Origin of the sequence: Rhodococcus sp. 06-156-4 (assembly GCF_002259345.1) — a bacterium.
In the GTDB taxonomy this organism is placed as follows: Bacteria; Actinomycetota; Actinomycetes; order Mycobacteriales; family Mycobacteriaceae; genus Rhodococcoides; species Rhodococcoides fascians_E.
Genome location: NZ_NPGB01000029.1, coordinates 25,039 through 49,589, shown reverse-complemented (window position 1 = coordinate 49,589; position 24,551 = coordinate 25,039). Strand labels below are relative to the sequence as shown.

Here is a 24,551-nt window from a genome sequence, read left to right as displayed (position 1 = left end):
GTCGCGGCTGCTCCCAGGGGTCTTTTCCTGACGTAGTATCCGGCCTCGGCCAGCCGAATCGGTTCGTAACCGCTGAAGCGTCCCACCAGGATACTTTTCTTTCTGCCAGAGCGGATCGCCCGACCACACCGCTCGATACGGCCGATCGCGTTCAGGGGGACGCGGCAAAGCGAAGTACTTGTTCAGCAGCTCTGATTCTTCCGTCGAAGCGAACGGAACACCCTCCGTGACTGGGTCACGGCCAGCAACACGTGCGGCGCTTAGCAGCGCTGGCAGCGTGACGACGGCGAGAGGGTGGGCACCGACGAGAGAGGCGACGGCACGCAGAACGAGCGAAGCGGGCGGATACGGCACGGTCCGACCGTACCGGTCCGCCCAGTTGCTACTTGGTCGACATCCCGTCCATGTTGTCGGCAACCAGGGTGCAGAAATCTGGATTCAACTCGACCCCGATCGACGAGCGTCCCATTTCATCCGCAACGTACATTGTCGTGCCGCCGCCTACGAACGGGTCCAGTACGACGCCGCCCTCGGGGCAGCCAGCATTGATGCAGCGCTCGACCAGTTTGCGGGGGTATGGAGCGTAGTGAGTGCCCCGTGCGAGAGACCGGCGGTCGGGTTCGATGAACCAGACGTCTTCCTCACCGTCGAGACCTTCACGGTCGAAGAAGTATTTCGTCGACTTCGAGAACAGAAACACGTGCTCGTACTTGCGCCACGGGCGGTCTTTGCTGGTGGGCTCGGGAATTGCGCTCTTGCGAACCCAGATGATGGTGCTGCGTAGCGTCCATCCGTCCTGTTGCAACGCGAGCGCCACCCGCCACGGGATACCGATCAGCGACTTGCGCGGAAGGCCCAGTCCGGGGCCGTCGACTGCGCGCAGGCCCGGCAGACGGCGACTGCGGTGCTTGTCGTCTTTGCCGTGGGGGCGACCCTTGGCGCTGTAGTAAGTGTCGCCGAGGTTGAGGAAAACGGTGCCGCTGTCCTTGAGTGCCGGCTTCAGCGCCGCGAAAGCTTCCCGCAGGTTGGTAACGAAACCATCGATGCTGGGCTCTAAGCCGAACTGTCCTGCGACTTCGTAGTCCCGTTGCCAGTAGTACGGCGGAGATGTCACCACGCAGTCGACAGATGAGGGTTCCAATCCTGCGAGCTCGGTCCTGCAATCGCCTTGCAGTATCTGCCAGGTGGTGCCGTTCTCTCGCTCACCGGCGGCAAATGGGCCGTTAGGAGCATCGTCTTCGTCAGGAATTGTCATCAGATCTGGAATGCTCGCAGGTTGCACCGACATGGGCCAAGTGTAAGACATCTCCGACGGCAGTCTGTGAGGCGGGCGGCGTGTTGCGCAGCCAAAAGCGCAGAAGGACCGGATCGGGCAAATAACCTGGTCTCGTGACAGGCGAGCGCGACACTAGTCTGCGCGGGCTCGCCAAATATCTTGCAGGTCCCGCCGAGATCGCAGCGGCACTGGGAGTCGAAGCAAACACGATCAACGTGTGGAAGGTTCGACACGCGCGCTTCCCGAAGCCGGTTCGGCGATTGAAATCCGGTGATGTGTGGGACATCCGTGACATCGAAGCGTGGGCGCACGCCACTCAGCGAACTTTCACGCCCGCAGCCGGCGACATTCCCAGATCTGCAGGCAGTGAGTAACGCATCGGAAATCGGGTGCACTTCCGCGTCGGCCATTCGTGAGGTCGACATCGCAGCGCTCGGTCCCGTGGCGTTCAACGAAAGCCGCCTCGCGTCGCGCGTGCGATTTCATCAAGCTTGGTACCGGGCAGCGGTGCTGCATATCGACTCGTTCGGATCGACAAGAACCACTACAGGCGATATCCCACGCGGCTCGATCCTGCCCGACTTTGCAGCAGCTACCGGGATGAATTTCACCTCCGAGCAAGCGCGAGCTGTCTACTTGCAACGGCGGTCGAGGGGATGGGGACTCGACCCAGTTCGATGCACCGCCTATCTCACCTCGAGCCAAGCGCTGACGTTGAACCTCTTCGGCCCCCTCTTGACTGATCACCGGTGGTTCGCACGCGTGCTGACCCAAGTCCTGTCCGTTCGGATCATCGAAGTGCTCGAAGCTCACCTCGAGCACGCGCCCGCCCGGCCGTCTCAGGCCCTCGGAGACCGCACAATGCTCGACCTCTGGCTGCTCCTTCGCCGAAGTGACGGAAAAACTCTCTCCGTCGCTTTTGAGGTCAAGTACAGCGATCGCTTCAACAGTCGTCACCTTCCAGTGTGGGCAAACCCTAAGTACCTCGAGCTGGCCACCAGACGGCCACACCCGACCTGGGACTGGGATAACCCCATCACTCGGTCCAGGACCGTCAACCAGCTCTTGCGTTGTCACGCCCTTACGATGTTGTTCGGCGAAGCCGCGGCCGCGACTACGGAACACTTGCTGGTCATCCACCACCCCGCCGATACGGACGCTCCCATAGTCACTCGCGAATATGCGTCGACCGTGCCCCATGACCCGGTGGCCCACCTGGACCTCACAGCGTTCCTGGATGCCATGCGATCAACATCGGACGGATCTGACCAGGAAGATCACGTCGAGCAACTGCGCATGCGCTACGTCGCACACGAACTCAGCGATCCTTTGTGGAACGAAAGACAGTGAACAGTTGGTTTATCCAGATGTCGTTCGCGGAACCATAAGAGATGACCACTCCCGGAAGCGGCCAAGCAGGAAACAGTTCCAACCCAGCCCCCGGCTGGTACCCAGATTCCGAGTCAGGATTGCAGCTCCGATGATTGCAGCTCCGATGGTGGGATGGACAAAGATGGACAGGCCACGTCGTGCCCACCAACGAACCCCGCTCTCAATCTCGAGAACAAACGCCTCCGTCCAAGACCCCTCCTGAGGGACAGACACCGGCACCGACGAACTTCCAACACCTCTGGAACAACCCGGACGAACAACTGGCAGCCGGAGAATCGCAGTCGACACCCTCACGGACGCCGGGTGCCGTTCACTCTCCACAGACAGGCCAAGAACCGACGAAGAAGCAGCACGGGCGGAGATTCACGACCCCGTGGGTTGTAGCAGGCGCCACCCTTGCGGGCGTTCTTGTGCTGGGCGTAGTCGCCTTCGCTGTTGTCCGCTCGGACAATGGGGGAGAGACCGACACCACGGCGCTTCCAAAATCGCTTGCGTGTCGTGTTTTGCCTGCATCAGATCCTATAAACGCCGGTGTGAACGCGCCCCGCCCTCCTGAATCGGTGCGGGCCAGTATTGGTTCCGCTGAGCTGATCGCGGAAAACCGCCTGAATATCGAAGTGAACTTCTCGGAGCGGCTGCCACCTCCGCTCGAGACGGTTGGAACCGCCCGGTCGAACTACCTCCGTGGAATCTCTTACGGCTTTGCGATCTCATTCGACGACGAAGACTCGCGGATCATCGCGCTCGACGGCGATGTCAATGAAGGGTGGACCCTCACCGAATTTCACGACGACGAGACGACCACCGTAGATACATTGCCGAATGTCACGGTCGGACCGAACTCCGTGTGGTTCATTCTGGAGCTCGAGAAGTTCAGCTCGATACCCACGAAGCTCGATCCTACGATCGAAGTGTCGTCTGCGCTCTTTCCCGGACCTACGCAGGATCTTGTGTTCTACCCCTACCAACGCTGCGAATGACGTTGTCTCACCAGATCCCTCAGGCCCCGTCGCAGACCAGCCTCATCGAAAAGGCAGAGACAGGCCGTAGTGATCGCGGCAACGCGTCGTTGCGCACGCGCGTTATATCGACACTTGACCACTTCCTACTCAGGGGGAGGAAGCCCTGACGTCTGAAGTGGCCCACGTCCTCAGCGACGCATCCCGGGCTCAATACGACGCACTGCGAAACAGCCCTATACAAGTACGCAGAGCCCAACCCTGCACGCTCAACGCGCATGCAGCACTGCCACAATCAGGCAGCAAGCGACAGATGACAAAGTGAAGCGAGCCCGCGTATGGACCTCAGAGAGCTGGTAGCGCAGCGTAACCGTGCCTACTCGGCACTGTTCGACTCATTCATCATCGAACGACAGCTCGACTGGGACGACGAAACCTGGACAGATGTCGAGCGCAGGGAATTCAACCGGCAGGCAGCAGACCAAGCCGAGTACTGGAACGCACTCATCGAGGCGCAAATAGCCGACTCAGACGGCAAATAGCACGCTTCCACAACGGTTGGGTGGCGTCAGTGGCACCGCGCAATCACTCGACATCGATGCTGAGACGCCAATCGCCGTTGTCCCTGTGGACCGTGACCACGAGCACCTCCGAGCTGTTTCCATACGTCTTGACAGTGCAGCGCGCAATATCGCCGTCGATGAAGCTCTGCCCGGTCGGACATGCGATCGTGCTTGTGCGCGCGGGCGACCCCTCGGCTGCGCCGAGATTGGCACGCAACATCGACTGCAGCTCGCCGCCGCTGAGCGACGGCTGCTCCTTTGCTCCACTGATCCCTGCGCCGACAGCGAGCACCACCGATCCGACGAACCACACACTCAGCAAGACGTCACGCAACTTTGTGCCAGCGGCTTCGCCGTCCGGATGCCGATCAATATAGAACCGTGTTCGTTTCCACGACCACAATGCAGCACCGAACGCCAGCAACGGCAGGATCGCCACTCGTACGTAATCGGCGTTTGTGGGAGATCCGCCAAGAACTACTCCCAGGTTCGTGAAGCTGGCGACGAGCCACACTGTGAACAGAAGCAGCAAAACGACGTCAAGCAACAGGCGTCTCCAATGTCGCCGCAATGTCGCCGCAGCCTGTGAAGGTTCGGTGGACTCCTCAGCCTGCGGCGAGGGAGGGGGTGAGGTGCGTCCGTTGACAGGTGAGGACATCTGCAATTGAGGTGCAGGTGGCCGAGGCGGAGGTGGCTGAGATGCTGGTATCGGCACGACACTGTCCGTCCAGCCGTCGCCGTCCCACCACCGCAAAGATGGCGACTGAGGATCCGGATACCACCCGGGGGCCGGCTTTGGGCTACTGCTTGCGGGGCCGATTCCAGGGGTGGTCATCCAGAGGGTGTTCCCGCTGTCCACACAGATAACCCGCAGACCTGCTCTCTACCGTGCGTCGCCGTTTGACCGCAGGATGTAACCAACGTGCATATCGGACGTATGGGCTTACTACCGCCGTCCAGACGCCAGCTTCGGCTACATCCATCCAAGAACTCCCGTCGCGCCGCGCGCGGTTTATCACTTGGTCCTACGCGGAACTATGAAGGATGACTACCCCTGACAGCGGCCCATCGGGTACGAGCGACAACCCAGGTTCCGCTGGAGATCCGGACCCACACGCGGCCTCGACCAGGAGAACTAGCACCAGGCCGTGGGTGGTCGCGGCAGTCGTCATCGTGGTCCTCGTAGTGGCGGTGGCCGTCACGGCTCTTTCGGTCAGAGGCACCCGAGAAGACAACTCCGACGCCCTCGACTTCTCTGGTTTCCCGCGGATCCTGACGTGCGTATCGGTATCGGACACGGTGTCCAGCCCGAATGCTGTCGACATCGAAGCGCCCGATCCCGTCCTCGCACGCACGGTACAGATGCAGCACCTCGGTGCTGACCGGCTCGAAATAACCATCGCATTCGCTGGTCCACCGCCCCCCGTGCCCCAGCAGGTACCGATGTCGGGATACTCCAGCAATCAATTGTTCTCTGAACCTGGGAGTCTCGACTTCGGCGTGGTGCTGTTCCCAGGTGGCCTCGGCAGGGAGAGCAGCGACAACTACAACCTGGCGTTCGAGCGCATCGATTCCTACGCTCCCGGCGGAGCTGCTTCAGGACAGTGGTCGGTGCACGGGGATTCGGAGTTCCTGGACGACACTCCGGCCGAGTCAGTCACCACCGAAGTCGACTCGGCGCAGATTCTGGAAGACAGTGTCCGCTTCACTGTCGACCTCGCGGACTTCCCCCCACTCGCCAAGGCCTGGACCTCGACTCCCGACCTCATCGTGTATCCGCAGGAGTACGGATACCCCAGCGCCGCAGGCGGCGGTCTCAGGCAGTACCAACGGCAGCACTGCACCGACACAGCTTCCACGCGTGTAGACGACGACCTCACGGCGCCGCCCAGAACGCCCTCAGCCGAGACGACCACCGGGAGCGCAGACGGAAGTAACTCTGCGGCCGAAAACAGTTCCATGCCGCCGCTACCAGGGGAGAACTCGGCGTCCGAAAACAACTCGAACGACCTCGTAGGAGAACCCGTTCCACCGGGTGCGTGTGCAAACGGCGGCGGTGTATGCCAACTGTCCAGCCCGAGCGGTGACTATTACTGCACCATCACCCAGACCGGCGCCTTCTGTTCGTCACCGGTCGGAGAACCGCTGTCCGCCGGCATCGATGCCCGTCTGATCACAGTCGGTTCGGACGGCGAGACTGGTCTGATCACGGACTCGGGAGGCAACTCTCACCTCCAAGACCGGCAATCGATGCAGGCAACAACACTCCCATACGGCAACACCATGACCGCATACGGAATGACCTGTGGATTCACCGGAGCCACCGGCGGTGCTACCTGCCTCCACGAAGCGTCCGGCCACGGATTCCAGATCAGCACCTCGAACTACCGATTTTTCTGAGCGAGCTTCGGCGCGGTGCGCACGCACACGGTCTTCGGGTCGGCCTGGTCTTGTCCGTGCAGAACATTGCAGGAAGCGATATCCGGCCGGACGTAGTACATGGGTCGGCAATGGGCAAGACTGAAACCCATGGCCAAGCAGGCAACCGACCTCAGCGCTCTTCAGCCTCCGATCCAACTCGAAAGATGGCTCGAAACCGAAGAAAGCAACCGAAAGACGATCATTGTCGATCATTCAATCAAAGTGGATTTGACCTGGTGGAACAACTCCCTGCGGCAGCTGAGCGCCATTGATCACCCGCTTGAAATCAACGGAAGGGACCGAGGCGAAGTAGCACTGGCACGAGGCCATATTTTCGCCGCCGCACAACAACTGACAAACCCCGAAGACGTGTGGCCTATTCTGTGGCTGTCCATGGCTTGGGGCACTGGAAGTCGCCGACGTCTCGTACACAAACGAATGAGAAGCTTCTCCCTCGACCGGCTCAGGTACCAGGACGCCCTCTACGCCGCAGCAGCACTCGCACGCACCCAACCGCGCGCAGCCTACGATGCTTTCCTCCGCGACCAAAAACCGTTGGTCACCTACTTTGGGCCAGCCTTCTTCACGAAGTACTTGTACTTCGCCGGTCGCGGAAACCCGGGACACCCCAGTCTTATACTCGACAGCCGAGTCGCAACCGCGCTGCGCCTGGCCGGTTGGCGCTCTTTGGACAACAGAGGAAGCTGGCCTGCTTCCACATACCAGCGATATTGCGACCTCATCGAAACCTGGACAAACGAGCTCCTTACTCGATCCAGAACCCGGCCGGCTCGGGACGTCCTCGAACGGTGGCTCTTCGACAATGCTGCATTTCACCAGGCGTTGGACCAGTCGGGATCAATCGAACGCTGAGTCCAGGACAGGCCTCTCAGATTGTCGAACAAATTCCGTACGCAAGTGTGACTGCGTACCACTCCCGCACCGACCTCGCCGAAGCAGCCGAGAACTCCTCGTACGCCTCGTCGAGTAGCTCCTCGTCCGTTTCGCCGTAGTTGCTCACACAGAAGACGACATCGCCACGCACGGTCGAACCGCCGTACACCTTCTCGAAGTCGGGCGCATACATCTCGACCGCCTCGTAATAACGGTCGAAGATTGTGTTCTCGGCCTCGGACTTGGTTTGCTCAGACGCCGATGTCGCCGCAATCGTGGCTATCGTGCCCGCCGAGATGACGCCAAGACATGCCGCGACGACTACCTGTACTCGCGTGAGTCGCTTCATGTGTTGCTTCCTCGATCATTGTTGGACGTAGGTGAGCTAGCGTCACCAAAGGGTGCTGTGCTGGCAGTCCACTGCGTGCCATCGAACCAGCGAAGATGCTGATGTAAATGCGGATCGTTGTACCAGCCAGGTGGCGCAGCCGGAGGCGGCTGGCGTCCTGACACGCTTTCTTCGACACTGACCGGCGGCTGAGTGGGTGCTACAAGATTTGTCTCAGAAAGGGTCCCGCGACCGGAACGGTCTGACTCCTCTGAAGGATAAGAAGCGGTCGTCCGAACGGACCTGGACCTCAACCGATCGGTCAGCACGACACGAAGCGACGCGGCCGCGAGCAACACACCAACACCTGTCGCCGGCCACGCAATCCAGCGTCGAAGCACCAAAGCATCTGTACATTTCTTGATAGGCGAGACATCGGTCTTCGCCGGGGTAGGTATCCGCAGTTCGTCTGCCGCCTCAGTGTCCTTAAACCGGCTGGCCAGCGCAGTCGCCTCACTGTTATCTCGCGTAATAGTCGTTCCACACGAAGCAGTCAGACCATAAGAAGACACAGACACCGGGTAGACAAGCAGCAGCACCCCCGCGAGGAAGAGAAACACACCGACAACAGCAACTGGTTTCGGCGGTATACCGAGATTGATCATGCGATCCGACACCGATATGTCCTCCTTACCTAGCCGCCCGTGTTGGACGCGCTGTCTTGACATCGCATGCCAAGCTCCAACCGTTGCAAAATCCCAAGAGGGTTTTCAACCCGGGGAGTGCGTCACGTGGACTGGAGTTCCGCCCGCCGGCCAAGCAGTTCGCGTCACATGCCAACCCGTACGAACAAGGAGAGTCGGAGCGTTGCAGTTCAAATTATTTTCGGGCAATCGCGTCGTACAGCTTTTTGTAGTTGGCATCCGACAGCGTGCCCGAGGTGTTGGCGCTTGCCATGGCGATACCGATGTCGTTCGAGTCGCTGCGCCCGTCAGGGTTGTCGTAGTAATTCTGCACCGAGTCAAATTCCTCGGTGCCCTGTCTAGGTAGGTCCAGGATCGCTTCGACAGCGACATCGACCGACAACTCCCCGCTGATTACCTGCCGAACTATTGCCTCAATGCTATTCAAAAATTCCTGCCTTCTGTTCTAGGATTCGTTGGTTCAAGTCGACCCGGGGCGCAGGACCCAGTTGCAGTGGGCTAAATCTGCTCAGAGTTTCGGCCCTCGTTCGTGGGCCCTTGTGAACTGTCAATGCACGCTTTACAGACGGGCGGCGTCGAGTTGTAGATACGTACGGACCCGTACTGATTCGCCGAAAGGTCGTCGACGTTTGAAAGCGGACACACCCACTAGGGCGGCTGCACCCCTGTCGTCTACCGTCTCGCTCCATGCACGCTTTCGTCGACGAAACCAAGGCCAGGGGGTTGGTTGTTGTGGCCGCGGTCGCAGAACCGCGCGACCTCACCGCCGCACGTAAGGCTCTCAGCGACCTCAGACTGAAAGGCCAGGAACGGATCCATTTCAAGTCCGAACGCGACTCGCGACGCAAAGAGATCTGCTCGGTCTTAGTGGCGCTTCCCGTCTGGCTACACGTCTACGACGCGTCATCTCTTCCTGAACGAGCTGGTCGGTCGATGGCGCTACAGATGCTGGTAGCCGACCTGGCGGCCCTGTCGGCTACCCGACTGGTCATCGAACAAGACGATTCCCTGGTCCGAGCGGATCGTCAGACCCTCTACTCGGCAACCCGCGGCCATCGAATTGGGGAACTGTTGAGCTACGAGCACGTCCGGGCAAAACACGAACCGATGCTCTGGATCCCCGACGCAGTCGCATGGTGCCTGGCCAAGGGTGGACACTGGACAAATCGGGTCGAACCGATTATCCGAGCTCGTAACACGGTCCGGTAGAAACGCGAAACCCGGCTCACCAACCGTCCGGAAGGCTGCCGGGTTCACTTCGACGAGGCTATTGCCCGCGCACCCACATTATTGCACCGACCGGCCTCGACGTCTACTAGCGGGTGAAGTAGTTCAGCAGATACGACCGCCGACCGATGGACTTGCATTCACTGATCGCGCATCGAAGCCGATGCAGGTCGCGCCCGGTGCGTACACCTGTTTGGTCCAGTGAGTGCCTCCTGTGCCGCCCTGCGATTCCACGATAGACGGACCCATTGCGTCGGAACTGAGATAGAAATGGACGCCGCCGTACATCTGTTGGATGCGAAGCCAGTTTGTCGCGCACGATGGTGAGTATCTGACCTCTACAACCATGTTGCGGTAAGGCATCTGTCGGGTGGCGATCGTGTAGGCGTCGCCGGTACATCCTGTTGCTGCGGGATCGGTGTTGTGGTGATTCGGCCCCGCGACTGCATTCGGCGCAGCAGTCAAGGCAAGGGCGAGCCACGAGGCTGCGACCGTCGTAACAATGGTGAGACGTATGAGGGCGGAAATGCGACTATAGGAAAACGACATGCGGTGGTCTCGCTTTCGTTGACGTGGCTGCGACGACGCAGCACTGTGTGGTCAGCAGCCTCTCCCGCTCTCGTGGTCCACGGCAATCATGCAATCGACCGACACCGCACTGTGGTCGCACCTTGCTTCCGGTCGTTGACATTCACTCGATGGCACAACCGCACGTATGGGGATCGGCGACGGAAAAATCCAAGGCTTACGTGCCATGTTCGGCGAGTTGGTGGAGTTGCTCACGCTCAACCCCACTGTCAACCAGTTGCTCGCAGCGGGATACACATGCGCGAACGGCTCGGACCATGTACATCAGAAGCAGCAGGTCGAGATTCTGGTCCGTACACCGTTCTATCCCGTCGACGTCGCAGAGGATTGGCACCCAATCGACGTGTGCACTCTTGTCTACGCGCTGTGAAGAAAGTCCGAACGGGAGCTGCAGCTTGCGATCGATGCCTGGCCACCGGCACAATATTTTCATGACACAGGGCATTCCGCTCGATCGAACTCGTCAGCACGCTGAATTTACGAAAATCGGATACCGCTAAGTCCGCGCAGTTCGGATATGGCGTCAGTTGCGAGCTGACTGGCTTTCCTCTGCGAGACCCCCCTCTGTTTGCGGATCTTCTTTGTCATGAGATCTGCATACATTTTCTCCCAGATAACTTCAAAACCAGTATGTGGTAGACCAAGCAGAAGTTGAACGTTACCGTCACTCGACAGCATGTTGTCACCGGGCACGGCAGATCGAAGGTATACAGCGCGTGCCTGAATCATCCAGTCGATCAAATTTCCTTGAGTGGCCGGATCGAAAAATAAGTCCAGCGTGAGCGTCACCGGGCGAACCATTTTCAGGCGAAGTCCAACCGTCTTACGTCTTCCTTTACCCCAAAAGAACTCCACATCCCCCTCGTCGTACTTCGCGTGAGCCTCCATCGCCTGGATCACGTCGGGGTGATCAATCAGGTCGAGAAGCACCACCGGAACCGACGTGCCCCCCACCTGCCCAGCAGCCATGATCGCCCCATCACCAACGATCCTGACAACTTCGCCTTCGTTCGATAGAAAATCAGGTTCTCGGGTCACTGACTACCTCTCTGATCGGCCACACCGGCACAGTTTCTTTGATCTCGCGCGTGTCTGTGAGTTCCAATGTTGCCATTGTGATGTTGCTGTAGTGTACAACCTCATCATGCAAGGTGAATGTTAGCCAGCCGTTGTCTGCCGAGTACGCCTCCAGGCGACATGGAATAGCGAGAGTGTCAACGAGAGTTCCGTTCTCCATATCGGCCGGAATGCGATGGTTAATCGTTTTTCCGCGGATTTCATAATTGATGATTAGCTCAGCCCGTGACGCGGCACCAGCAAGTTCAGATGGATTGCTGACCAGCACGTACACACCGATCCAGTTTACGCCCGCCGCCTTGTCCGACCAGTGTGCAGTTCTATCGATTTCACAATCCAAACGGGCATTCTTCCGCTTTTCTTGCGCCTCGGACAGCTCCAAGGATCTGGACGATTTTCTGAAAGACCGAGCAGCGTATACGCAACTGACAATAGCTACGATCACAGCCAACGTAGCAGCGCCAGAACTTGCAACCGGTGCCCACTTTTGAAAATCGAAGCTCTGAAATTCAGTCGCAAAGGTCGGGGTCATCCCATCGATACTGCCATCAGATGTCGTACCTCTACTGCAAGGGCTGCCGCGACAAGGAGGCGGTCGGGCTCCGTCGCTCCCGCACAATCACCGCCGAGCGGTCCACGGCGTCGCGGTGCTCACGTCGACGATGGATCACGCGGTGATGCATCCGCCTGGCGGCGACCGGCCACCCTGCGGGCATCCACAGAATCGAACTCCGCTGCGCTCCGTACCGAAGAAAAGAGTTATTTCTTTCGGGCATCTGGCTGCCGGTGATCCTGCATCACCCGTGCCCGCCGCCTCAACCCGCGGCGATCGCTGCGCTCCGGCCGCAGGCTCCGAACACTTTTCACCACCCGCACTCGCTGCGCTCCCGGTGAAAACTGCCCGGCCCGCGGGTTGCCCCGTCGTGCCCGTGCACTGCTGTCTCTCCTCACGCCAGATGACGGCGAAAGAAATGGGCAGAGCAACAAGGCCGGGGGACCGGTCGGGCACGGGAGGCATCATCATGGGAGTACGCACCACCACCAGCGCAGCGGACAAGGCGCAGGCACGCCGCGAGCTCGCCGAGGCGCTGCACGCTACGATCACCGAGAAAGTCGACGCCCTCACCGGTTCGGAAGCGTGGCGCGCCTACCTCGATGCAGCAATGTCGTTCCACGACTACAGTTTCCGCAATATCCTGCTGATTCTGGCGCAGCGTCCGGACGCAACACGAGTGGCCGGTTTCCGTTCGTGGCAGGGGCGCGGCCGTCAGGTCCGCAAAGGCGAGAAAGCAATCCGAATCTACGGCTACAGCTCCCGCACCGTCACCGAGACCGATAACGACACCGGCGACGAGAACAGCCGCAAGGTCCCGACGTTCCCGATCCTGTCGGTGTTCGACATCTCCCAAACCGACCCGATCGCCGGGCACCCGCAGCCCGAAGAACTCGCGCAGCTCCTCACCGGCGCCGATCCCGCCCGGATCTACGACCGCACTGCCGCCGTCATGACCGCACGCGGCTGGAGCGTCACCCGCGAGGCTGTCGCTGGGACGGTCAACGGCTACACCACCACAGACGGAAGCCGCCGAATCGTCGTCGACGAGGATCTCGAACCCGCAGCGGCAGCGAAGACGATGCTGCACGAGGCCGGGCACGCCCACATTCACGCCCCGCAGATCACCGACCCCGACGCGCGCAAGGACCTGCACCGCGGCCGGATGGAGGTCGAAGCCGAATCGGTCGCCTACGTCCTCGCGGGCCTGCTCGGACTGGACACCAGCGCGTATTCCGTCGGCTACATCGCCGGATGGGCCGACGGTGACACCGAGACGATCACCGACACCGCGCAGACCGTCCTCAAGTGCGTTCACGAGCTCGCAGAGGCCCTCGATGCGCACGATGCGGAGCAGGAAGCCGACACGGCCGAAGAGAGCGGCAGCGCCGCGTAGGGGACCGGCCTGGTTCGTCCGGCCCCGCCCGAGCGGTGGGGCGGGGCGGACTGGGCCACCTTCGGTGTCCACCGAATGGAGCTCCGCACTCAAAAGAGCCAAGGGATCTCGTTTTTCGGCGGGTGCTGGCGCCGGCGAGTCTGCATCACCCACGTTCGCCGCCGCAACCACACGACCTCCGCTGCGCTCCGGCCCCTGCGGGGTCCGAGAACTTTTCGATCCCGTGCTCGCTGCGCTCGCTCGAAAACTTCTCGGCTCGGTGGTCTGCACCGTCGCCCGCGTGCGCTGCTGCCTCTTCTCACGCCAGCAACCGGCGAAAAAACGTGGCAGGGCACAAGGGCCAGGTCACCAGTGAAAGAAGGGAAGTCACGACATGCACGAGGTCACCACACACAGAAGGGCAACACCGGGGGAGCAGGCGATCATGGCCGCGATCGCCACCGTCCCCACCCACGTGCGCACTCACGCACTCGGTCAGGTCACCGCCTACGCCGCGCAAGCCGACCGTGCCGCTGTCGACCCGAACGCCAGCACCGAGGCCGTGCACCGGGAGCAGGCCGCGAAATGGGCGTGCATCGCACGCGAGAACGGCGCGAGCGAGGACCAGATCACCGCCGCCTACCAGGAAGGACAACACCCCGCCGCAGCCTGACCACCGCTCGCTGCATCACACGCAGAAACAAGAAACACCGGACAGTCCTTAGCTGCCCGGTGTCTCCGATCCAAGAATCTACCAGGAAAGAGACACCACATCATGACCGCTCGGAACACCGAAACCGCCGCTGCTGCCACCGAAGCCCCCGCCGTCGACGCGGTGGTGTCGACGGCGGGGGCGGGCGAGGAGTTCGCCCGCCTCGACCCGGCCACCCTCGAGGTCGGCCCGAACGTCCGCGATCAGGTCGACACCGAGTCACCCGAGTTCCGTGCCCTGGTCGATTCCATCGCCGTGCACGGTGTCCTGCAAGCGATCTCCGCGATCCGCGACGGCGACAACGTCGTGATAATCGACGGTCAGCAGAGAACTCTCGCGAGCATCGAAGCGCAGGCCGAGACCGTGCCGGTGGTGATCCGGAGCGTCACCGGCAGCGCGAAGGCGCGCGAAATCGCTCGACTGTCGCAGCAGGTCGTCGCCAACGAGCGCCGGATCGACCTCACCGAAGGCCAGCGCGCCAAGGCTGTGACCGGCATGCTCGAGCTCGGTGTGTCGGTCACCAAGATCGCCAAGACGGTGCAGATGGACCGCGACACGGTGAAAGCTGCTGCCGCAGCGGGACGGTCGCAGACCGCCCTCGATGCCCTCGACAACGGGCAGCTCGACCTCGAGCAGGCCGCGATCGTGGCCACGTTCGAAGCAGACGGCGACCACGCCGCCGTGTCCGAATTGCTCGACGGGCACCGTCACCACTTCCGGTACACCGCGAACCGGCTACTGGCGGACCGCGCCGAACGCAAGGAACGCGCTGAGGCAGCAGCGCCCTACGCCGAACGAGGGTTCACCATCCTCGACGCAGAACCCCGCGAGGGCAACGGCTACCTGCGCGCCGACGATCTCGTCACCGCCGCCGACGACGCGGAGGTCACCGAGGCAGTCATTGATGCCAACCCGGCCGTGTGGTCGGTGTGGCTGACCAAGGGCGAGCAGATTACCGTCACCGAGACCGGCGAGGTCATCGAGGACGAACAGGTCGATTGGGCCACCGAGCACGACCCCGAAGCGACAGCGGACGAGGGATATCACCACGTCAACACGCTCACGTTCACCGACGTGTGGACCGGGGAGTACTTCACCGCCGACCCCGTCGCTGCCGGAACCAAGCCCGGTCCGATTCTCGCAGCGTCGCTCGCAGAACCCGCAGGCGACGTTGACCCCGACGACGCCGCCGCCGTGGCCGCAGCACGCGAGCTGGAGCGCTTGAAAGCCGAAGCCGCACGCAAAGAGGCCGAGCGTGCGTCTCGCCGCCGCACCGTCGAGCTGAACAAGGCATCGACAGTGGCGACCGAGGTCCGCACCGAGTGGCTGGCCCGGTTCCTGACCCGCAAGACGTTGCCGAAGGGTGCCGGTAAGTGGATCACCGACACTCTCGTCGACGAGCCCGGTCTGTTGACGCAGAACAAGGCACCGCAGTACCTGGCGCAGCTGCTCGGCGTGGGTGTTCCTACGGTGACCGGCACGACCGCTGGTTACCCCGGCAGTGAGGACCGCGCCGCACGCGAAGCGATCGCCCCACTGATCGACAAAGCATCCGAGGCCCGCGCCCAGGTGCTGCTGCTGGCGCAGGTACTCGCCGCCTACGAGGCCCGCATGAGCGGCACCGGAAAGGACTACTGGCGACGCACCGGTTGGGGCAACCAGGACAACTACCTCGGCTTCCTCGACCAGCACGGTCACGTGCTCACCCCGGTCGAGCAGGCCGCAGCCGGAACAATCACCCCCGAACAAGCCCACGACGCGCTGACGGGCGCAGCAGAGGAGGCCACCAGCACCGAGTAGACCTAGACCACCATCAGGGGCGACGGACAGCGCGTGTCCGTCGCCTCTGATGCGTCCCCGGCGCGGTCGAGGGGGCTGCCGCCGCCCTCGAGGTGGGCGTCTGTGGTGGTCTCTCCTAAGGTGGAGACGTCGGTCCACACGATGTCGGTTCCCAATAGTGCATCGAGGAGAAGGTTGCCGTCCCTTTCGCTCGGCGGCGGGCCCGGGAGGACCAGCACCGAACCGATACCCACACGAGCTGCCGCCGCTGCTGTCAAACGCGCGTGGTTGGATTGGGCTGCGCCGGTGGTGATCACGACATCTGCGCCGTCAGCCAGTGCTGTACCTAGTGTCCATTCGAGTTTGCGGATTTTGTTTCCGCCGGCACCCAGTCCTGTCAGGTCGTCGCGTTTGATCCACAAATCGTCGTGGCGCAGTCCGATCGCTGCGGCCAGTCGAGGTGCCGGTTCCATCGGAGTCGGCCACGTCGCCAACTCGATCCGCGTCATACTCATCTTTCCTCCCGTTTTTCATCCCTACCTCGTGTGCAACGGAAGCGCACACGAGAACTGCGGGCGCCGTTGCATTACGCGTCGAGCGATCCGACCCACAGGTCGGGAACCACCCGGTACCCATCACCGGCGCGCTCGACGAAACCGACACCGGGAAACTCGGTGTGGGCGCCGGCGATACGGAATCCGTTACGGTCGGCCGCCTCGAACAAGGCTCCTCGCGCCGCGACGGCTGCGTCACGGTCCACATCGAACACTACGCAGGCATCGGGCCGCGGACCCTGAACAGCGGGCACGTGCACGATGTCGCCGATGACGAGGATCGAGTCGGCTCCGGCCCCGACTCGGTAGCCACTGTGTCCGGGGGAGTGCCCAATCAGCGGAACAGCGGTAATCCCGGGCGCAACGACCTGCTCATGATCGAACGTCCGCAATGCGTCTCGATACGGTGCAAGCGCGGCACTGGCACCTCGGCGGGTCACGGACGGAGCCCACGGCGGATCGTCGTCGGACGGTGACTCAGCGTCACCGCCGAGCCAGTGGTCGACCTCGGCGGCGTGCACGACCACCTGGGCGTTCGGAAAACGCGGCGTGCCATCAGGATCGATGAGCCCGGCGCAGTGGTCGAGGTGAAGATGCGTCAACAGCACAGTCCCCACCTCCTCCGCACCGACACCGATCGACGACAGAGCCCACGGCAAGTGACCCATCGTCGAACCCCAACCGTCACCCATCCCCGCGTCGATCAGGATCGGGGCGTGGTCAGGACCGCGCACTACGTACATGTTGTGTGAGATCCGGGGCTCGGCGGCTCGGTGAGCGGCGCGTTGCAGGGCGGAGGCTTCGGCGTGGTCGAAGCTGGGGAAGACCGTGAGGTCGGTCTGGTAGTAGCCGTCGCTGACCGAGGTGAACGTCTGACGTCCAATCGGCCAGTGGACCGCGCTCGTGAAAGGAATCGGACTGGTTATGGGCATGACTCAACGGTATCGGCTGGAGACGTGGTGTTAAATAGATACTGTGACATCACCAGGTATCCCAGAGGTGACTGCGGCGCCGTCGTCGATGTCGGCGCTGCACAGGGACTGTCCCGCACGGCTTCTGCTGGATCAGATCGCAGACAAGTGGACCGTGTTGGTGATCTGCGTGCTGGACGAGGGTCCCAGCCGATTCAACGAACTCCGTCGGCGGGTCGACGGTATTTCGCAGAAGGTACTGGCCAGCACACTGCGCGGACTCGAACGCAATGGGATGGTCGAACGCACCGTCGCCACGACCGGCCCCGTCTCGGTCACCTACCGACTGACTAACTTGGGTACGACGCTCTACGAGCCGATGCTCGCGCTGTACGGGTGGACCACCAAGCACATCGACGCCGTCGTCGACGCGCAGGAGCAGTTCGACCGGCCGCTGACGAACAAGGAGGACACGTAACCTGATCCGCCTCGATTCCGTCATTGCGTTCTCGGGCGGGGCAACCCAGTGTCGCTGACAACCACGTAGTTTTGCATGCGGTGATCGGTCGCGGGGCAGCAATGGGGTGGATCGCGGACGACACAACCGTCGACCAGCCAATGCGGGCCGTCGATTTCCTCGCACCTGACGCACGCTGACGAGATCACCGAGGCGCACCTCGAATCCGGGTACGGTAACTGAGTTGCACAGATGGGCCAATGAACGGTCGGCTCTTGACTACTTCGTCCCTGCGGTACGTCGTCGCACCTCGGAGTCGACGAGGTCTCGAAACGCTCGGCACATGAGGCTAGAAGCGCGGCCGGCTTCCGGTGCACGGTCCGCGAGTCCCCAGAACGCATGATTGAGGGTTTCGAACTCTAGAAACATCACTGGGGTGCCGCTGGTCCGAAGACGGTGGGCGTACATACGCGCATCGTCGCGTAGAGGATCGTAGCCGGCAGCCGCGATCACAGAGGGTGGTAACGAAGCAAATTGGTCGTCGCACAGAGGTGCGAAACGAATGTCGGAGCGATCCGACTTTTTCGGGATGTAATGCGCGAGATACCAATTCAGGGTCTTGGTCGACAATCCGTAGCCATCGGCCATCTGAGTTCGCGAGGCGAGATCGTCTCGGCCACCGAGGAGGGGGTACACCAGAAGCTGGGCGATCGGGGCGAAGGGAGATCCGGCCAGTACACGGGCTGCTCCGGCCGCCAAATTCGCACCAGCGCTACTGCCCGCCACCGCGACGGATCGCGGCGGGATGTCGGGGGTGAACTCAGCCAGGTTGTGCCATGTCCAGCGAACGCTGTCCACGCCGTCGTCGTACGCTGCCGGAAACGGATGCTCGGGCGCCAGTCGGTACTGTACTGACAACACCATCTGGCCTGTGTCCACGCAGAGCATCCGTGCCTGTCGATCGTGGGTGTCGAGGTCGCCGGTGACGAATCCCCCTCCGTGGAAAAAGACGATGACGACGTCGTTGGCGTGATTCTGACGGTAGAGCCGTCCGCAGAGATTACGACCAGGAAGATTCATCTCGATCTCGACGATGTTGTCCACCGCTAGTTCCGAATCTCCCTGCGCGACTCGTTCGATGGAGGCCTTTCGCGCCTGATCAGGAGTCAACGCCCACGTCGGCACATTTCCAGCGGCGCTGCGTTCGCACAGGATTCGGGCGATGTCAGAATCCAACCCGGGCTGCGTGCGACGGGGCATGACGAACTCCTCCAGGTGTGCACCCGTCCCCAGCTGGAACGGTTATCGATGTTTCGGTTTTACGTCACGGATCGAAGCGACGCATTGTCGTTTCACTGTGCGAAATGAAGGTGCGCCAAAAGTAACGCGCGATCTATGTTGGCGTGACCGTTGCCACACAAGCGCGAACACAGGACGGAAAGCCATGACCAACGCCGAGACGAACTACGTCATCGAGTCCCTCGCCAGGGGCTTGGTGGTCCTCAAGGCGTTCGGACCAGGAAACCCAGAGATGTCCTTGGCCGACATCGCCGAAACGGCAGAAGTCAGCAAAGCAACCGGCCTGCGCATGGCACGCACGCTGTGCGAGCACGGTTTTCTGATCAAGATCGATGCGAACAAGCGTTACCGCGTAGGTCCAGCAGCAATCTCTGTAGGACTGGCAACGGTCGCGTCTATGACGTTGCCTTCTATTGCCGAACCGTTTCTGGCGCATCTTCGCGACGTCACCGGAGAGACGGTGCAACTCGCCGTGCCGGACGGAGATGACGTGGTGATCGTCGGCAGAACACCGTCGCGACAATTTCCACCGAACACGATCTACATTGGACATCGGGTTCCGATTCACGCCGGATCACTGGGGCGAGCAATGTTGTCTACCCTCGACACAGACCGGTTGTCGGCGCTGCTCGACCGGATCGACATCAACGGTGCAACGTCGCGTTCACGGACGACGAAGCGCGAGATCACAGCCTCGGTCACCGAGGCGGCACGGCGGGGCTGGGCACTCAACGACCAGGAGACCACTCTCGAACATCGTTCCCTCGCCGCACCCCTGCGCGCACCGTCCGGGCGCGCTGTAGGGGCTCTCAACATCACTGTTTCCGCTCAGCGTCTGTCCGCGCGCGAGTTGGCCCGCAAACACGCGATGACCGTGGTCGGCATCGCGCGGGAGGTCACAGCTCTGCTACCCGATACCTTCGCGGGCCGCCAATACGTTGCATGACACGAGTGCGCACTGTTCTGCGTCGCAACAGCTCTCGCCCGGCCCGAGGTCGTGCTCGAACCCTTTCACCAGACTGGAGTGCAGCAATGCTCACCCTCATCACGGTTCTCATGCTGGCGGTATTCCTCGCCGTCATCCTGAGCAAGAGGACATCTGTGCTCGTGGCACTCGTTCTCGTGCCGATAGTTTTCGCGGTCGTTGCCGGCTTCGGTGGTTCCATCGACACAATCGTCACCGAAGGCATTGCCAAAGTCGCACCGACCGCCGCGCTTATCTTTTTCGCCATCCTCTTTTTCGCTGTGTTACTCGATGCAGGCATCTTCGACCCCGTCATCAACCTGCTACGCCGAATAATGAAAGCGGATCCGCTTCGGATCGTCGTCTGCACCGCGGTATTGACGCTACTGGTCGCCGTCGATGGGGACGGATCGTCGACCTACATCATCGTGGTGACCGCTCTGCTCGGTGTCTACCGCAGGTTTGGACTGCGGCTCGAGGTTCTGGCCACGGTCGCGGTGATGTCCGCAGGGACGGCAACGCTGCTGCCATGGGGTGGCCCGGTCATCAAGGCAGCTGTGTCCCTGGATGTCGATGTCAGCGAACTGTACTTCCCGCTCATTGTGCCTCAGCTGGCGGGCGTCTCGGCAGTAATCGGATTCAGCTATCTGCTCGGCCGTTCTGAGCGCAAGCGCCTCGGCGGCAACGTTGCCACCGCAATCGAGGGCATCGATTACGATGGCCTCGACAACGACGACTCGAGCTTGAGGCGACCGAAATTGTTCTGGGTGAACGTCGTCCTCGCCCTCGCAGTCATGATCCCTCTGATCGCAGGCTGGGTGGCGCCCGTGTTCCTGTTCATCTCTGGTGCTGCGGTAGCACTCGTTCTGAACTACCCCAACCTTACGATCCAACGAGACCTCCTCGCACGTCACGCTCCCAACATGATTCCGGTGACCTCACTGATCTTCGCCGCCGGGGTGTTCACGGGCGTGCTCGCAGAGACGGGCATGGCGGAAAGCCTCGCGCTCAGTATGACCTCGCTGGTACCCGAGAGCGCAGGAAACTTCATCCCGCTGGCCACTGCACTGCTGGCATTCCCGCTCACATTCATCATCCAACAAGACACCTTCTACTTCGCAGTGCTTCCTGTATTATCGAGCACTGCAACAGAATTCGGAGTCTCGCCGGAGTCCATCGCGCGAGCATCGGTTGTTGCCCAACCCCTGCACGCGTTCAGCCCGACGGTCGCAGCTTTGTTCGTGCTCCTGGGATTGATGCGCATGGACTACGGCGTCATCTTCAAATTCGGAGCGAAATACGGCTTCGGAGTATCGGTAGTCATCTTGATGACTGCACTGGCAACTGGAGCAGTCCCACTCTGACAACGTGTAGCCGAAACCAGAGCTAGAGCTGATCGCGAACTGGAGCAAAGTACCGCGCTAACAGGGAAGGAGGACGCGCCGACGTCGGGACAGAATTAGCCCCGACCTGGCCTATCAATGGCTACATTACCGCGATCCACCTAGCTTTCTCGGATCCGAAAGGCTACGACACATTTGGTCGCAGAAGGACGCTCAGGCCAGAATGGCGGCGACCGGGGTGGCGGGTGCGGAATTTTTCCAAACAAAAATCCACTACTTTCCCGAAAGGAAATGCCAATATGGTATTCGCGCAGCAGGACGGGTCACCGGCGGAACAAGTTTTCGGATTAGGCTTCGCCGCGCTGATCCTGGTGATCGTTCTAGGCGCTTGTGTATTGTTCGTCGCAGCACTTGTGAGCATTGTTCGATCACGGAGCTACACTTCGTCAGGTAAAGCATTGTGGGTTCTCGCCGTGTTCGCTTTTCCATTTTTGGGTCCGCTGGTGTGGTTTGTATGGGGACGCAACTCGAGTTTCGGAGGTGGGTCGGTGTCCTAGCGGTTGGCGCTCGGTCCGGTGTTCGGATCGACAGTCCGAGGGCGTCTTGCCGATCGTTGGACTCTTGAGGGCGGCTGGTGTCGGCAGTGACGCCAATCGTGTCGGTGCGGTGACGATCAGATTTGACCATGACTCTCCTTCTACAACCGCAAGCGGTACGCCGGGCGTGCGTTGCGGCCGGTAGGCCGACGAGATTCGCCGACGAACTCGTTCCGCTACCACCTGCGTGTGTCGTAATAGGTGAATGCAAGATCTGCATCCGACTTGCGACGAGGCAGACGGCGAACTGGACGATCATCAACCGAATGCGGTTCCGGTCGAACCGGCAAAGGAACAGTTGATGAGTCCTGTCCTCTTTGGCGGTGCGGATGCGGTCTGCGCATCGGGCGCGACGACGGTGCCGCAACGTGAGATCTGCAGATCTGCTTGTGTAGCCGGGCAATTTCGGTCTGTTCGGCAGGAGACAGAGATTGGGTCACCGGAAGTCGTAGTGGCGTCGGTGTATCAGCGCTTTTCGGAAATCCAGCGACCGAGGAGGGCTTCGTTGATGAACAGTTTACGGGCGTCCTCGGTGATGTCGTGGACCCAATTCGATCACCCGCGGGGGTCTCACCTTGCCTTCGGTTGTAAACGGCATTCGCTAATCACCGGGCCAAACCTCAGGTAGTTCGCCCTCAGCCGCGCCGTAGTGCGTTGCGAAGTTGATAGAGGCACTCAGCATGCCCGACCGCTGCGTCTCATCCGAACCTCGAAAGGAACGCGCTCATGTACCCCGACCGGCTCACCGCCATCGCCTCCGAAGCGCTCAACCGCGGCGCAACAATCACCACCCACAACCTCGGCGGCCTCCACGCCGTCATCCACCACGCCGGACTCCCCGGCTCCGGACTCAGCGCCACCGGCCACTACACCGCACCCGCCAACATCCCAGACCGCCTCTGGGAACACTTCCTCACCAAACACCGCACCGCCTGAACACCGCCCGGCCCCGCCCACACGGGCGGGGTCACCACCGGCACGCGCACAAGCTCCATCCACCGGTGCCCGGCTCAACCATTCGAACGAATGAACGGTGTCGGAACCAACCCGTGCCCAGTGGCGTCCAATCAGATATGGACGACGACGAACGGCAAGCGATCCGCGACGAAGGCCTCGACCCCGACGACCCACACATAGCGGCAGCGTTACAGCAGGTCAAAGCCACACTCGCAGCCCACCGACACCTACGCCGCGGCTACCCCTGGTGGCACACCGCCCTCGAACCGGACGTACCAGCCCCGCCGATCCCCACATTCGACATCGAACACTCGTTCGAGTAGATTTCGGGGTGTCCCATCGGCACGGCGAAAGGTCGATTCCATGGCCGCAGCCGACCCGATCCCGGACCTGACCGGGCTCGACAAAACCGCTCAGCTCGACGCCCTCCGCAAGCGAATGGCCGCCATCCCCGGACGCCGCGACCACGCGCCCACCGACCTCCCCGCCGAGCAAGTGCCCCTCGCGGCGGTACCCGCGTCGACGCGAGAGCCGTCGATGATCCCCGCCGTCGACGATGAGCCTCCCGCCGACCGCGACACCCGCTCGCCTGCCGTGCGCGCACGAACACTGCGCACCATTCCGGTACCCCTGCCATTGGCGGAACTGCTCCCACACGGCGCGCTGGCCCGCGGAACAGTCGCGTCGGTGACCGGAGCCGGATCGGTCCTCGTCGGCCTCGTCGCCGCCGCCAGTGCCGCCGGCCACCACGTCGCGATCATCGGCCAACCCAAATTCGGGCTCCTCGCCGTCCACGAACAAGGCGGAGACCTCAGCAAGATTGCACTCGTCAATCCCGGAGACCCATCTACGGCTCTCGACGCCGCCAGCATTTGTCTCGACGGCGTCGATCTGGTCGTCACCACCCTCGGTGGCCGCGACGTCGCACCGACTCGTGCGCGTGCACTCCTGGCACGCTGTCGAAGTCACACCGCAGTGCTGGCAGTGACCGACGGACGGATGCCCGGCACCGACCTGAGCATCCAATCCAGAACAGTCGCCGTCGCCGGCATCGAACAAGGACGAGGACGCCTACGCGCGATCACCATCGCCACCAGCGTCCACGGCCGCGGAACACCGATGCGCACCGGCCGCTACACCCTCACCGCACCCACCTACGGCCCCGGCCAGCAGATGACATGGACACCCGCCGCCGTCGATCACGCCGCAGGTGCCGACACCACCCGCCGGTCACTGGCGGCCGCGCAATGACCACCCACCACGAACCCGACGCCGGCGAGCTGTTCGCACGCTGGCCCGTCACCTTCGACCCACCCACACGCCGCACAGTCGACCCACCACAACCCGTCATCGTCTCTGTCTCGCACGCCCTCCCCGGATCCTCGGACACCTCGCTGCGCGACGGCACACCTCTTCGCGTGAGAGCTGAAGGCCTCAGTGTCGACATCAAGGTCCAAGGCACCCTCTCGGCATGGGCCAGACTCGCCAACGGCGCCTGGCTCGCACGCGTGAGCTTCTCCGTACCGACCGGAAACGGAAAGGGCCACTTGGATTTACAAGGCCAGTGGGTCCCCAGCAGTGCCCTCACACCGATGCAGTGACCCCGCCGGTCATGCGAAACA

Annotated in this window: 30 protein-coding genes and 2 pseudogenes; 20 read left to right on the top strand and 12 right to left on the bottom strand. The window is 61.8% G+C overall.

All coding sequences use genetic code 11. From position 1 onward, the window contains the following. Positions 1 to 382: 382 nt before the first annotated feature. A complete protein-coding gene (locus CH290_RS21785; RefSeq protein ID WP_052062002.1) occupies positions 383 to 1,288 on the bottom strand; it encodes a DNA-methyltransferase in 906 nt (301 codons plus the stop codon). A gap of 101 nt (positions 1,289 to 1,389) precedes the next feature. Here CH290_RS21785 and CH290_RS21780 point away from each other — a divergent pair, with 101 nt between their 5' ends. From CH290_RS21780 to CH290_RS21765, 5 genes and pseudogenes are all read left to right on the top strand, one after another. Beyond that, a complete protein-coding gene (locus CH290_RS21780; RefSeq protein WP_037162222.1) occupies positions 1,390 to 1,650 on the top strand; it encodes a hypothetical protein in 261 nt (86 codons plus the stop codon). A 67-nt stretch (positions 1,651 to 1,717) separates the two neighbouring features. Continuing rightward, complete coding sequence (locus CH290_RS21775) at positions 1,718 to 2,626, top strand: PGN_0703 family putative restriction endonuclease (RefSeq protein ID WP_141216123.1); 909 nt, start codon at positions 1,718 to 1,720, stop codon at positions 2,624 to 2,626. 134 nt (positions 2,627 to 2,760) lie between these two features. Then, positions 2,761 to 2,823, top strand: a pseudogene (locus CH290_RS31180) (DUF2510 domain-containing protein); the annotation flags it as partial. A gap of 378 nt (positions 2,824 to 3,201) precedes the next feature. Beyond that, the gene (locus tag CH290_RS30780) at positions 3,202 to 3,648 is read left to right on the top strand and encodes a hypothetical protein (RefSeq protein ID WP_230594216.1); all 447 of its coding nucleotides are present in this window, start codon (positions 3,202 to 3,204) and stop codon (positions 3,646 to 3,648) included. A 317-nt stretch (positions 3,649 to 3,965) separates the two neighbouring features. Next, complete coding sequence (locus tag CH290_RS21765; protein WP_037162228.1) at positions 3,966 to 4,169, top strand: hypothetical protein; 204 nt, start codon at positions 3,966 to 3,968, stop codon at positions 4,167 to 4,169. A 43-nt stretch (positions 4,170 to 4,212) separates the two neighbouring features. Here CH290_RS21765 and CH290_RS30775 read toward each other — a convergent pair whose 3' ends face one another. Both CH290_RS30775 and CH290_RS31175 read right to left on the bottom strand, forming a co-directional pair. Beyond that, entirely contained in the window at positions 4,213 to 4,629 is a 417-nt protein-coding gene (locus tag CH290_RS30775; protein WP_230594217.1) for a DUF4333 domain-containing protein, read from the bottom strand. Between the two features lie 264 nt (positions 4,630 to 4,893). Continuing rightward, positions 4,894 to 5,025 (bottom strand): annotated as a pseudogene (locus CH290_RS31175) (DUF2510 domain-containing protein); the annotation flags it as partial. A 317-nt stretch (positions 5,026 to 5,342) separates the two neighbouring features. Between CH290_RS31175 and CH290_RS21755 the strand changes: the two are divergent. Both CH290_RS21755 and CH290_RS21750 read left to right on the top strand, forming a co-directional pair. Then, positions 5,343 to 6,590 (top strand): hypothetical protein, encoded by a 1,248-nt coding sequence (locus tag CH290_RS21755; RefSeq protein WP_094620593.1) that lies wholly within the window; start codon positions 5,343 to 5,345, stop codon positions 6,588 to 6,590. 129 nt (positions 6,591 to 6,719) lie between these two features. After that, on the top strand, positions 6,720 to 7,484 hold the full coding sequence (locus CH290_RS21750) for an 8-oxoguanine DNA glycosylase OGG fold protein (protein WP_052062004.1): 765 nt from the start codon (positions 6,720 to 6,722) through the stop codon (positions 7,482 to 7,484). A gap of 16 nt (positions 7,485 to 7,500) precedes the next feature. Here the strand turns inward: CH290_RS21750 and CH290_RS21745 are convergent, their stop codons facing one another. The 3 genes from CH290_RS21745 to CH290_RS21735 form a co-directional block, all read right to left on the bottom strand. After that, on the bottom strand, positions 7,501 to 7,854 hold the full coding sequence (locus CH290_RS21745; RefSeq protein WP_037162236.1) for a hypothetical protein: 354 nt from the start codon (positions 7,852 to 7,854) through the stop codon (positions 7,501 to 7,503). Beyond that, entirely contained in the window at positions 7,851 to 8,498 is a 648-nt protein-coding gene (locus CH290_RS31170) for a DUF2510 domain-containing protein (protein ID WP_141216132.1), read from the bottom strand. Before CH290_RS31170 ends, CH290_RS21745 begins: the two co-directional genes overlap by 4 nt. Positions 8,499 to 8,712: 214 nt before the next feature. Beyond that, entirely contained in the window at positions 8,713 to 8,919 is a 207-nt protein-coding gene (locus tag CH290_RS21735) for a hypothetical protein (protein ID WP_037162238.1), read from the bottom strand. Positions 8,920 to 9,224: 305 nt separating this feature from the next. On the opposite strand from CH290_RS21735, the gene CH290_RS21730 reads away from it, so the two are divergent. Beyond that, positions 9,225 to 9,746, top strand: coding sequence for a hypothetical protein (locus CH290_RS21730; protein ID WP_037162240.1), 522 nt, complete (start codon positions 9,225 to 9,227; stop codon positions 9,744 to 9,746). 123 nt (positions 9,747 to 9,869) lie between these two features. Here CH290_RS21730 and CH290_RS31165 read toward each other — a convergent pair whose 3' ends face one another. After that, entirely contained in the window at positions 9,870 to 10,313 is a 444-nt protein-coding gene (locus tag CH290_RS31165) for a DUF2690 domain-containing protein (protein ID WP_080738343.1), read from the bottom strand. Between the two features lie 166 nt (positions 10,314 to 10,479). Between CH290_RS31165 and CH290_RS21720 the strand changes: the two genes are divergently transcribed. Continuing rightward, entirely contained in the window at positions 10,480 to 10,722 is a 243-nt protein-coding gene (locus CH290_RS21720) for a hypothetical protein (RefSeq protein WP_037162244.1), read from the top strand. A gap of 107 nt (positions 10,723 to 10,829) precedes the next feature. Here the strand turns inward: CH290_RS21720 and CH290_RS21715 are convergent, their stop codons facing one another. Both CH290_RS21715 and CH290_RS21710 read right to left on the bottom strand, forming a co-directional pair. Next, entirely contained in the window at positions 10,830 to 11,390 is a 561-nt protein-coding gene (locus tag CH290_RS21715) for a hypothetical protein (RefSeq protein ID WP_037162246.1), read from the bottom strand. After that, a complete protein-coding gene (locus CH290_RS21710; protein ID WP_037162248.1) occupies positions 11,374 to 11,961 on the bottom strand; it encodes a hypothetical protein in 588 nt (195 codons plus the stop codon). Before CH290_RS21710 ends, CH290_RS21715 begins: the two co-directional genes overlap by 17 nt. Before the next feature lie 490 nt (positions 11,962 to 12,451). Between CH290_RS21710 and CH290_RS21705 the strand changes: the two genes are divergently transcribed. The 3 genes from CH290_RS21705 (at position 12,452) to CH290_RS21695 (ending at position 15,869) form a co-directional block, all read left to right on the top strand. Continuing rightward, on the top strand, positions 12,452 to 13,378 hold the full coding sequence (locus CH290_RS21705; RefSeq protein ID WP_094620591.1) for an ArdC-like ssDNA-binding domain-containing protein: 927 nt from the start codon (positions 12,452 to 12,454) through the stop codon (positions 13,376 to 13,378). 373 nt (positions 13,379 to 13,751) lie between these two features. Continuing rightward, the gene (locus CH290_RS21700) at positions 13,752 to 14,030 is read left to right on the top strand and encodes a hypothetical protein (RefSeq protein WP_037162094.1); all 279 of its coding nucleotides are present in this window, start codon (positions 13,752 to 13,754) and stop codon (positions 14,028 to 14,030) included. Between the two features lie 102 nt (positions 14,031 to 14,132). Further along, positions 14,133 to 15,869 carry a ParB/RepB/Spo0J family partition protein gene (locus CH290_RS21695; protein WP_094620590.1) on the top strand — a complete coding sequence of 579 codons (1,737 nt, stop codon included), beginning with the start codon at positions 14,133 to 14,135 and terminating at the stop codon, positions 15,867 to 15,869. Positions 15,870 to 15,871: 2 nt separating this feature from the next. Here CH290_RS21695 and CH290_RS21690 read toward each other — a convergent pair whose 3' ends face one another. Both CH290_RS21690 and CH290_RS21685 read right to left on the bottom strand, forming a co-directional pair. Beyond that, on the bottom strand, positions 15,872 to 16,363 hold the full coding sequence (locus CH290_RS21690) for a pyridoxal-phosphate dependent enzyme (RefSeq protein ID WP_080738334.1): 492 nt from the start codon (positions 16,361 to 16,363) through the stop codon (positions 15,872 to 15,874). A gap of 71 nt (positions 16,364 to 16,434) precedes the next feature. Beyond that, positions 16,435 to 17,334: an MBL fold metallo-hydrolase gene (locus CH290_RS21685; RefSeq protein WP_052061995.1), complete on the bottom strand. Its 900-nt coding sequence runs from the start codon at positions 17,332 to 17,334 to the stop codon at positions 16,435 to 16,437. Positions 17,335 to 17,377: 43 nt separating this feature from the next. Here CH290_RS21685 and CH290_RS21680 point away from each other — a divergent pair, with 43 nt between their 5' ends. Next, the gene (locus tag CH290_RS21680; protein ID WP_230594213.1) at positions 17,378 to 17,791 is read left to right on the top strand and encodes a winged helix-turn-helix transcriptional regulator; all 414 of its coding nucleotides are present in this window, start codon (positions 17,378 to 17,380) and stop codon (positions 17,789 to 17,791) included. Between the two features lie 258 nt (positions 17,792 to 18,049). Here CH290_RS21680 and CH290_RS21675 read toward each other — a convergent pair whose 3' ends face one another. Then, positions 18,050 to 19,030, bottom strand: a complete 981-nt coding sequence (locus CH290_RS21675) for an alpha/beta hydrolase (protein WP_052061993.1) — start codon at positions 19,028 to 19,030, stop codon at positions 18,050 to 18,052. 184 nt (positions 19,031 to 19,214) lie between these two features. Here CH290_RS21675 and CH290_RS30015 point away from each other — a divergent pair, with 184 nt between their 5' ends. From CH290_RS30015 to CH290_RS21635, 7 genes are all read left to right on the top strand, one after another. Beyond that, positions 19,215 to 20,015: an IclR family transcriptional regulator gene (locus CH290_RS30015; protein WP_037162091.1), complete on the top strand. Its 801-nt coding sequence runs from the start codon at positions 19,215 to 19,217 to the stop codon at positions 20,013 to 20,015. Between the two features lie 86 nt (positions 20,016 to 20,101). Further along, positions 20,102 to 21,397 carry a CitMHS family transporter gene (locus CH290_RS21660; protein ID WP_037162089.1) on the top strand — a complete coding sequence of 432 codons (1,296 nt, stop codon included), beginning with the start codon at positions 20,102 to 20,104 and terminating at the stop codon, positions 21,395 to 21,397. 278 nt (positions 21,398 to 21,675) lie between these two features. Further along, on the top strand, positions 21,676 to 21,933 hold the full coding sequence (locus CH290_RS21655; protein WP_080738331.1) for a PLD nuclease N-terminal domain-containing protein: 258 nt from the start codon (positions 21,676 to 21,678) through the stop codon (positions 21,931 to 21,933). A gap of 765 nt (positions 21,934 to 22,698) precedes the next feature. After that, positions 22,699 to 22,908 carry a hypothetical protein gene (locus CH290_RS21650; RefSeq protein ID WP_037162085.1) on the top strand — a complete coding sequence of 70 codons (210 nt, stop codon included), beginning with the start codon at positions 22,699 to 22,701 and terminating at the stop codon, positions 22,906 to 22,908. A gap of 137 nt (positions 22,909 to 23,045) precedes the next feature. Next, positions 23,046 to 23,252, top strand: a complete 207-nt coding sequence (locus tag CH290_RS21645) for a hypothetical protein (RefSeq protein ID WP_037162082.1) — start codon at positions 23,046 to 23,048, stop codon at positions 23,250 to 23,252. Positions 23,253 to 23,292: 40 nt separating this feature from the next. Next, positions 23,293 to 24,180: a DnaE2-dependent mutagenesis accessory factor ImuA' gene (imuA', locus tag CH290_RS21640; RefSeq protein ID WP_052061992.1), complete on the top strand. Its 888-nt coding sequence runs from the start codon at positions 23,293 to 23,295 to the stop codon at positions 24,178 to 24,180. Next, on the top strand, positions 24,177 to 24,530 hold the full coding sequence (locus CH290_RS21635) for a hypothetical protein (protein WP_094620589.1): 354 nt from the start codon (positions 24,177 to 24,179) through the stop codon (positions 24,528 to 24,530). The genes imuA' and CH290_RS21635 overlap by 4 nt, the downstream gene beginning before the upstream one ends. The last annotated feature ends 21 nt before the right edge of the window (positions 24,531 to 24,551 follow it).

What these genes read in the sequence shown, in the direction of transcription:
- CH290_RS21685 (WP_052061995.1), bottom strand. Translation starts at nt 17,334, where the DNA reads ATGCCCATAACCAGTCCGATTCCTTTCACGAGCGCGGTCCACTGGCCG.
- CH290_RS21750 (WP_052062004.1), top strand. Translation starts at nt 6,720, where the DNA reads ATGGCCAAGCAGGCAACCGACCTCAGCGCTCTTCAGCCTCCGATCCAA.
- CH290_RS21695 (WP_094620590.1), top strand. Translation starts at nt 14,133, where the DNA reads ATGACCGCTCGGAACACCGAAACCGCCGCTGCTGCCACCGAAGCCCCC.
- CH290_RS21720 (WP_037162244.1), top strand. Translation starts at nt 10,480, where the DNA reads ATGGGGATCGGCGACGGAAAAATCCAAGGCTTACGTGCCATGTTCGGC.
- CH290_RS21700 (WP_037162094.1), top strand. Translation starts at nt 13,752, where the DNA reads ATGCACGAGGTCACCACACACAGAAGGGCAACACCGGGGGAGCAGGCG.
- CH290_RS21730 (WP_037162240.1), top strand. Translation starts at nt 9,225, where the DNA reads ATGCACGCTTTCGTCGACGAAACCAAGGCCAGGGGGTTGGTTGTTGTG.
- CH290_RS21655 (WP_080738331.1), top strand. Translation starts at nt 21,676, where the DNA reads ATGGTATTCGCGCAGCAGGACGGGTCACCGGCGGAACAAGTTTTCGGA.
- CH290_RS21705 (WP_094620591.1), top strand. Translation starts at nt 12,452, where the DNA reads ATGGGAGTACGCACCACCACCAGCGCAGCGGACAAGGCGCAGGCACGC.
- CH290_RS21710 (WP_037162248.1), bottom strand. Translation starts at nt 11,961, where the DNA reads ATGACCCCGACCTTTGCGACTGAATTTCAGAGCTTCGATTTTCAAAAG.
- CH290_RS30015 (WP_037162091.1), top strand. Translation starts at nt 19,215, where the DNA reads ATGACCAACGCCGAGACGAACTACGTCATCGAGTCCCTCGCCAGGGGC.
- imuA' (WP_052061992.1), top strand. Translation starts at nt 23,293, where the DNA reads ATGGCCGCAGCCGACCCGATCCCGGACCTGACCGGGCTCGACAAAACC.
- CH290_RS21660 (WP_037162089.1), top strand. Translation starts at nt 20,102, where the DNA reads ATGCTCACCCTCATCACGGTTCTCATGCTGGCGGTATTCCTCGCCGTC.
- CH290_RS21650 (WP_037162085.1), top strand. Translation starts at nt 22,699, where the DNA reads ATGTACCCCGACCGGCTCACCGCCATCGCCTCCGAAGCGCTCAACCGC.
- CH290_RS21645 (WP_037162082.1), top strand. Translation starts at nt 23,046, where the DNA reads ATGGACGACGACGAACGGCAAGCGATCCGCGACGAAGGCCTCGACCCC.
- CH290_RS31165 (WP_080738343.1), bottom strand. Translation starts at nt 10,313, where the DNA reads ATGTCGTTTTCCTATAGTCGCATTTCCGCCCTCATACGTCTCACCATT.
- CH290_RS21675 (WP_052061993.1), bottom strand. Translation starts at nt 19,030, where the DNA reads ATGCCCCGTCGCACGCAGCCCGGGTTGGATTCTGACATCGCCCGAATC.
- CH290_RS21765 (WP_037162228.1), top strand. Translation starts at nt 3,966, where the DNA reads ATGGACCTCAGAGAGCTGGTAGCGCAGCGTAACCGTGCCTACTCGGCA.
- CH290_RS31170 (WP_141216132.1), bottom strand. Translation starts at nt 8,498, where the DNA reads ATGATCAATCTCGGTATACCGCCGAAACCAGTTGCTGTTGTCGGTGTG.
- CH290_RS21785 (WP_052062002.1), bottom strand. Translation starts at nt 1,288, where the DNA reads ATGTCGGTGCAACCTGCGAGCATTCCAGATCTGATGACAATTCCTGAC.
- CH290_RS21690 (WP_080738334.1), bottom strand. Translation starts at nt 16,363, where the DNA reads ATGAGTATGACGCGGATCGAGTTGGCGACGTGGCCGACTCCGATGGAA.
- CH290_RS21635 (WP_094620589.1), top strand. Translation starts at nt 24,177, where the DNA reads ATGACCACCCACCACGAACCCGACGCCGGCGAGCTGTTCGCACGCTGG.
- CH290_RS21745 (WP_037162236.1), bottom strand. Translation starts at nt 7,854, where the DNA reads ATGAAGCGACTCACGCGAGTACAGGTAGTCGTCGCGGCATGTCTTGGC.